Annotated in this window: 8 protein-coding genes and 1 pseudogene; 2 read left to right on the forward strand and 7 right to left on the reverse strand. The window is 25.1% G+C overall.

All coding sequences use genetic code 11. The annotated features are described in order from the left end of the window. The 4 genes and pseudogenes from KQ44_RS13115 to rplU form a co-directional block, all read right to left on the reverse strand. Nucleotides 1-487 (reverse strand): annotated as a pseudogene (locus KQ44_RS13115) (adenine methyltransferase); the annotation flags it as partial. A gap of 391 nt (nt 488-878) precedes the next feature. After that, nucleotides 879-1,133, reverse strand: coding sequence for a 50S ribosomal protein L27 (gene rpmA / locus KQ44_RS13125; protein ID WP_013113366.1), 255 nt, complete (start codon nt 1,131-1,133; stop codon nt 879-881). Then, a complete protein-coding gene (locus KQ44_RS13130) occupies nt 1,123-1,479 on the reverse strand; it encodes a ribosomal-processing cysteine protease Prp (protein WP_096737842.1) in 357 nt (118 codons plus the stop codon). Before KQ44_RS13130 ends, rpmA begins: the two co-directional genes overlap by 11 nt. Beyond that, nucleotides 1,479-1,790, reverse strand: coding sequence for a 50S ribosomal protein L21 (gene rplU, locus KQ44_RS13135; RefSeq protein WP_013113364.1), 312 nt, complete (start codon nt 1,788-1,790; stop codon nt 1,479-1,481). Before rplU ends, KQ44_RS13130 begins: the two co-directional genes overlap by 1 nt. Nucleotides 1,791-1,981: 191 nt before the next feature. Between rplU and KQ44_RS15290 the strand changes: the two genes are divergently transcribed. Together KQ44_RS15290 and KQ44_RS15295 are read left to right on the forward strand one after the other, a co-directional pair. Further along, a complete protein-coding gene (locus KQ44_RS15290) occupies nt 1,982-2,689 on the forward strand; it encodes a hypothetical protein (protein WP_240516695.1) in 708 nt (235 codons plus the stop codon). Next, nucleotides 2,686-3,426 carry a hypothetical protein gene (locus tag KQ44_RS15295; RefSeq protein WP_240516696.1) on the forward strand — a complete coding sequence of 247 codons (741 nt, stop codon included), beginning with the start codon at nt 2,686-2,688 and terminating at the stop codon, nt 3,424-3,426. Before KQ44_RS15290 ends, KQ44_RS15295 begins: the two co-directional genes overlap by 4 nt. A gap of 84 nt (nt 3,427-3,510) precedes the next feature. On the opposite strand, the gene KQ44_RS13145 is transcribed toward KQ44_RS15295, so the two are convergent. The 3 genes from KQ44_RS13145 to miaB all read right to left on the reverse strand — a co-directional run bounded on the left by KQ44_RS13145 (nt 3,511) and on the right by miaB (nt 6,450). After that, a complete protein-coding gene (locus tag KQ44_RS13145; protein WP_240516697.1) occupies nt 3,511-4,419 on the reverse strand; it encodes a FecR domain-containing protein in 909 nt (302 codons plus the stop codon). Between the two features lie 97 nt (nt 4,420-4,516). Next, nucleotides 4,517-5,125 carry a 4'-phosphopantetheinyl transferase superfamily protein gene (locus KQ44_RS13150; RefSeq protein ID WP_096737843.1) on the reverse strand — a complete coding sequence of 203 codons (609 nt, stop codon included), beginning with the start codon at nt 5,123-5,125 and terminating at the stop codon, nt 4,517-4,519. Nucleotides 5,126-5,142: 17 nt separating this feature from the next. Beyond that, nucleotides 5,143-6,450, reverse strand: coding sequence for a tRNA (N6-isopentenyl adenosine(37)-C2)-methylthiotransferase MiaB (gene miaB / locus KQ44_RS13155; protein ID WP_096737844.1), 1,308 nt, complete (start codon nt 6,448-6,450; stop codon nt 5,143-5,145). Nucleotides 6,451-6,681: the final 231 nt, after the last annotated feature.

Consider the following 6,681-nt stretch of genomic DNA (forward strand, 5'->3'; position numbering starts at 1 on the left):
TAAAATCTCTAATATTATTCATTATTTTAATATCTGAAATTATACACTTTAGCAATGCAAGTTTTATTTTTACATTTTCTGAGTACCAGTATTCCATATTTTTAAAAGTTGGAATGTAGTCATATAATTTATCTTTTACGCTATCAAAATAATTTTTGCTATTAATTTTGTTTTTTATAAGATTATATTCTTTAATGAGCATATTTATATCTATTTTAGTAAATTTTACTTTGCATATTAGTATTGCCAATGGGTTATAGTCATATCCTTCAAAATTGTATATATTAGATTCTAATGCTGATATAAAAGAGGAACCACTGCCACAATATGGATCTAATAAGTTGCCATTTTTTATGTTTAACTCATTTAATATTTCTATGCCTATTTGAGGAAGCATAGCAGCTGGATATTTATGTAAATTTGGGAATGATTTAGAATATGTAATTTCTTTAAAGTCATACTTCTGATTATAAAAAGAATTATACATATATTAAAAATCCTTATTTAAAAAATCGACTATACTTGAAAGAGGAGATATAAAGCTATAATTATCTAATTGTTTTGCGATAAAAGCTTTATCAAAAAATTTAAACATTCCTCTTTGCTGCGGATTATTTATTTCATTATAAAAATTTACTGTAACAAATCCAACATAAGGTTTTACTTTTGGATTGTATTCTAATTCATATTTATCTTTAATCTTATTATTATCATCTAAATTTAGATTATATTTCTTGTATTTCTTTTAATTCTTCTTTGTTAATCATTTTTTATATACTTATTAATTTTTATATTTTTACTGTATAAATATATTAAAAAAATATCCCAGTTAGAATTAACTGAGATATCAAATTTTATCAAATAAAAAATTATTTTAATTATTCAGCAACAACTGAAATAGTTTTCTTTCCAAATTTGTTAGTATGGAACTTAACATAACCAGAAGCAGTAGCGAATATAGTATGATCTCTGCCTATATCAACATTGTTTCCTGCATGGAACTGAGTACCGCGTTGTCTAACTATAATGTTGCCTGATATAACCTTTTGACCGCCGTAAACTTTAACACCTAAGCGTTTAGATTGACTGTCACGTCCATTTTTGGAACTTCCACCACCTTTTTTATGTGCCATTTTTATACTCCTCTTTATATTTTATAAAATCAGGATACTCTTTAATTAAAGATTTTATACCTATCAAATATCCATTACTAACTAATTCATATTCTTTTTTTTTGTCAGCGTCAAGTTTATCAATATTGATTAACTCTAAACTTAAAAGCCCATCATCTGTTTTGTATTTTAGGAATTTTTTTCCAACAGTGTGTATAAGGGCTTTATACATAGCCTGAGCGAGTATGCTTAAAGCTATACAAACCTCATAGCCTTCGCCAGACTTTTTTATTCCAGCATGACCTTCAACTGTTATACATTTCATAATAGAATCACTATTATAAACTATATAAACAAGAGAAGCCATTAAAGAGATATATCTTCAATAGTGATTTTATGGTATTTATGTCTATGACCTGTTTTTCTTCTGTAGTCTTTTCTTCTTTTATGTTTTCCTATAACTACTTTATCGCCTTTCATCATTTCTATTATTTTAGAACTTACTTTTACGCCTTCAACATAAGGTGTTCCTACTAAAACACTTTCATCGTCTTTTTTAAGAAGAAGTGTTTTTATTTCTGGAGCATCTTTAGCTTCGTCGCCTAGATATTCTACTAAGATATCCTGACCTTTTTCTACCTTATATTGTTTGCCTTTTACTTCTACAATTGCATACATTATAGCTTATCTCCAATTTATATATATTTTTATTTTGTACAGTACTATGAGTAACATATAATACTACAATAATATAATTTTGTCAAGCATAAAAACAAAAAACTGATACTAACTTACAAATAAATTAATATATTATAATTAAATAGATTTTTTTGTAAAAGTATTGTAATATATTTATAGGGTAATTAGGAATGGATAAAAAATTATTAGAAAAAATAGAAACCTTGCATAATAATGATGAACATAATAGAATAATAGAGCTTATATATTCTATAGATGAAGCAGAGAGAGATTATGAAGTTATAGCATTACTTGCAAGAGCTTTGAATAATACTCAAAATTATGATGAGGCATTGGATCATCTTATGTATATTAGAGAGGACGGAATAGATGATCCTTTATGGTATTTCAGAGTGGGATATTCTTATTTTTACAAAAATGAAAAAGATACAGCAAAACAATATTTTTATAAAACTATAGAACTTATGGATGGACATAAAAATATAGAAATACTAGAATCATCTAAAAGATTATATACATTATGTTTTGAAGATGACGATAATGGTATAAACTTTATTCAAAGAACAGAGATGTTTTGGAAATGGTTTGAAGAAAACGAAGAATATATTTCAACTATGCTTGAAAATAGGTATGATGATTTGATTAATTTTGTTTCAAGCGGAGTTAAAATTATATCTGATAATATATTATTTAATATCACTAAAAATTATAAGTTTATCTTTATTGTAGATGGTAAAAATTATCTTTTCTATCTTATACCTAAAATAATATCTTCTATGCCTTATAAATTAAGAGAAAAATGGACTTTTTTACCTTATCTTCCTAGTTCTGATGGTATTAATTTTTCTGTAGAGCTTCAGAATAAAAAATATATATGAAGGAAGTTTTTATAAAAATAGAGTTTGACACAGAAAATGACAAATTTGATTTGCTATTTTATAATAGTGAATTAAATAATTTGGATAAAGAAGAGGCGTATAATATATTTTTTATTATGATGGAAAATTCTATAGGTGAGGGATTATCTAGGATTTATATAAGATACGTTGATATAAGCAGCACCAAATTATATAATATGATTACACTTACAGAACTTGAAGAGTATATAAAAAAGATATTACAGTTTTACAGGAAAGAATTGATAACAGATCCTATAAAGCAGTATTTTTCATATACTTTTGAACCTAAAAATGTTGATATGCTTAGGTATGATATAATAGCTGGGATTACCTCATATTATGAAACTATTAATGATTATTATAGTGAAAATGTTCATGACATAGTAGAAATATCGAAATGCGGTGCTAGGGCATTATTTTTAAGCTATACTTATGATGATGAAAATGATAATGATGAAATAAGAAGAGAAATACTTAATGAAAGATATGAAATACAGGATAGATTAGAAAAGGAAGTTTTAGGCTACAGCGGAGAAGAAATAGGTATTATTGTCGGTAGAGCTATTGGGATATATAATATTTATATAGATTTGATAGTTTATGATGAAAATGAGTTTATAAAGAGAGCTAAGATACTGTTGGCTGAATATGATAGAAATTTTTATATATCTAAACTTAGAAAATATTCTGAAACAAAAAATATATTTGATTATTGATTGTTATATGCTGAAGCATTCATTCTTTCATCAAATTTTCTTTTATTCTGTCAAATTTTTCTCTTGTTTTATAAACAGCATTATTCATTTTGTTATAGCTCTCTGATTGGCCATATATATACTTAATGATTTTCTTGCATATGATATCATTTCATTTTTTTTATCAGAGTTTAAATTAATTAATTTGATTATAGTATTATAATATCCTTCATTTGCAGCTGTCATTCTCTGCTGTTTTAATTCAAGCTCTTTGATTTTTTTTTCATTTTCTTCCATTTCCATACCTGTAAATGAAATAAAATTATCTCTATTATTTGGTATATTTTCCATAGCTGTCATTAAGTTTTCTATAGTATATACAAAGTCTTCTCTGGAATCTTCTTCGCCTTTATTTAAAAATACTATAGGATCACTGTCAGAGTTTTGATTAATCACTTTATAATTATTATCTATTGTATTAATATATGCCTCTTTTGGATTTAATACAGTTTCATCATTATCTGTAACAATATCAACACTTCCGTCTTTAAGAATAACAATGCTTGAGCCATTTTCAGCAAATGCTACTTCAAATTCTGTTCCTTTTACTATAGAAGATGTATTTGCTGTATGTATTTCAATAGAAGTGTTCATATTTTTTATTATACTTACACTTATATATCCTTCTAATAAGGATAATGAAATTGTATTGTCATCTTTTGTGAGAGCTGGGTTTACAAGTATTATTGTATTTTGAGGGACTATAATTTCGCCTATTTTATCGCCTCTTCTGCTTAAAGTAAGTTCTACCTGAGTATTAGAAATTGTTCTTAATCTGTATTCACTGTGTACTTCACTTCCTCTAAAAGCTCTTAATGATTTATTTATATCTGTTTTTTCTATAAAAGCTATTCCAGATATTCCAGTAACTTTAAAAGAAATACCTTGAGATAATAAAATATTGCTGAATGATAGAGCAAATAATATTACTATTAAAAATATTCTATTTATCATAAATACTCCTTAGTAAAGTTATTAAAAATCATAACAAATCCCACTAAGTATAATATAAGTTTATATTTTTGAATTAAAAAAGTCAATACTAATAAATTTATATTTTTATATCAATATTCGGCAAAGTAGGGTAGGCAAAGAGCATATTTAAATTAAAATCCTGAAGACTTAGATTAACTTCATTTTTAGTATTAAGACATATACTTATTATATATGAGTCATCAAGTATAAAAGAAGCAAAAAATATATCATCAGCATTTTTTATAACTCTTTCAATTAAATCAACTTCTGGGGCATTTTTTATATCAAATATAGTATTACCAAGCATTTTTATATACGCTTCTTTTATTGTCCATAGAGTAAAAAAATCTATTTCTAATTTGTGAGTATTCTCAAGATATTTTATTTCACTCTCATAAAAATATTCTTTTGCTATATTAAAAAAATCTCTTTTTTTTATCTTTTCTGCATCTATTCCTACATTATAGTCTTTACTCATAACAGCAGTAAATAAATCTGAGGTATGCGTACCGTTAAAATATATATTTTCATTTTTAAAATAAGGTTTTTTATTTTCTTCTCTCTCTATGATTAAATTATTTTTATTATAATGAGTTTTAGCCATAGAAAGTATAATGTTTTCTAATGTTTTTCTTGATTTTTCTCTGTTGTTATTTTCATTAAAGCTGTACTCTAAGTAAGTCATAAAATTACCTTTATAATTTAAATAAATCTCCCTATTAATGTATGGCTTTTTATTTCTGTAACTTCAGCATCAAAAATATCGCCCATATTAAGTTCTTTATCTTTTTTTATTAAAATTATTCTATTTTCTTTGCTCCTGCATAAATAATGCATATTATCTTTCGCTATATCATCTATCATAACAGAAGTTTTTTTGCCAAGTTGTTTTGATAATAATTTTTGGGCTAATTCTCTTTGATAATTTACTAATTTTGTGAGTCTTCTTGCCCCTACTGCTTTATCATATTCTACTTTCTTTTTGTATGCTATAGAGCCTTCTCTTTCTGAATATTTATAAAGATAAGCCTCTTCGAAACCTATTTTTTCAAGTAAATCTAAAGTTTCTTGATATTCTTCTTCTGTTTCATCAGCATACCCTACTATTACATCAGTCGATATAGGAAAATCATTACTATAATCTCTCAAATATGATACTTTTTTTATATATTCTTCTTTTGTATATTTTCTATTCATAAGTTTTAATATTCTGTCTGAGCCGCTTTGAAAAGGCAGATGTATATGTTTGCATAAACTATCAAGACTCCATATAGCATCAGACAAATCTTTATCAAAATCTTTCGGGTGAGAAGTTAAAAACCTTATCCACACTTTATCTTTGCTTTTCTCATCAATAACTTTATCTATTTTGTATAATAACTCTGTAAAATTAATCTCATTATCAATGTCAAGCCCATAAGAATTAACATTTTGCCCTAAAAGAGTTATCTCTTTTGCTCCGTCATCTATTAATCTTTTTAATTCTTCTATAATATCATCAGATTTTCTGCTTACCATTTTACCGCGTGTATGAGGCACTATGCAGTATGTACACCAATTATTGCATCCATGAGATATAGGTATAAATGCTTTATGTGGTTTATCTTCATCTACATATGATTTACTAAATATATAATTATCATTAAACTTCCTTACAAAAACTTCTTCATCTTTTAAATAATCTATTATGTTCACTTCATTATATACGTCAAAAATCTTATTAACTCCAAGACTTTCCAATTTTTCTTTTGAAGTTTGAGCCATACAGCCCATAATGATTATTTTTGTGTCTTTTTTATTCTTTTTTCTATTTGCATTAAATAGTTTTACTCTTGAAAATACTCTCTCTTCAGCATGTGCTCTTACACTGCATGTATTTATTATTATATTATCAGCATTTTCATGATTTTCTGTTTGTATAAAACCTTCCTGCATAAGTGAATTAATTAAACTGTTTGAATCTGCCTTATTCATTTGGCAGCCGTAATTTTCTAAATAAAAGTTTTTCATATTCCAATCTTTATTTTTTTATAATTTGTATTTTATTATTTTTTAATTATACTGTTTATTTATACTATAAATAGTATGTTTTTTACAATTAAATCTATATTAAAATCTTATAACACTACAGCATGTAAAAAATAAATGTTTTTATTAGAAGTGATTATATATAAAATTAATATAATATCAATAGAGTTTATTTTATATAGCTTATAAAATTATGTAAAAATAGTATGTAAG

This window comes from Brachyspira sp. G79 (genome assembly GCF_002379365.1).
Lineage (GTDB): Bacteria > Spirochaetota > Brachyspiria > Brachyspirales > Brachyspiraceae > Brachyspira.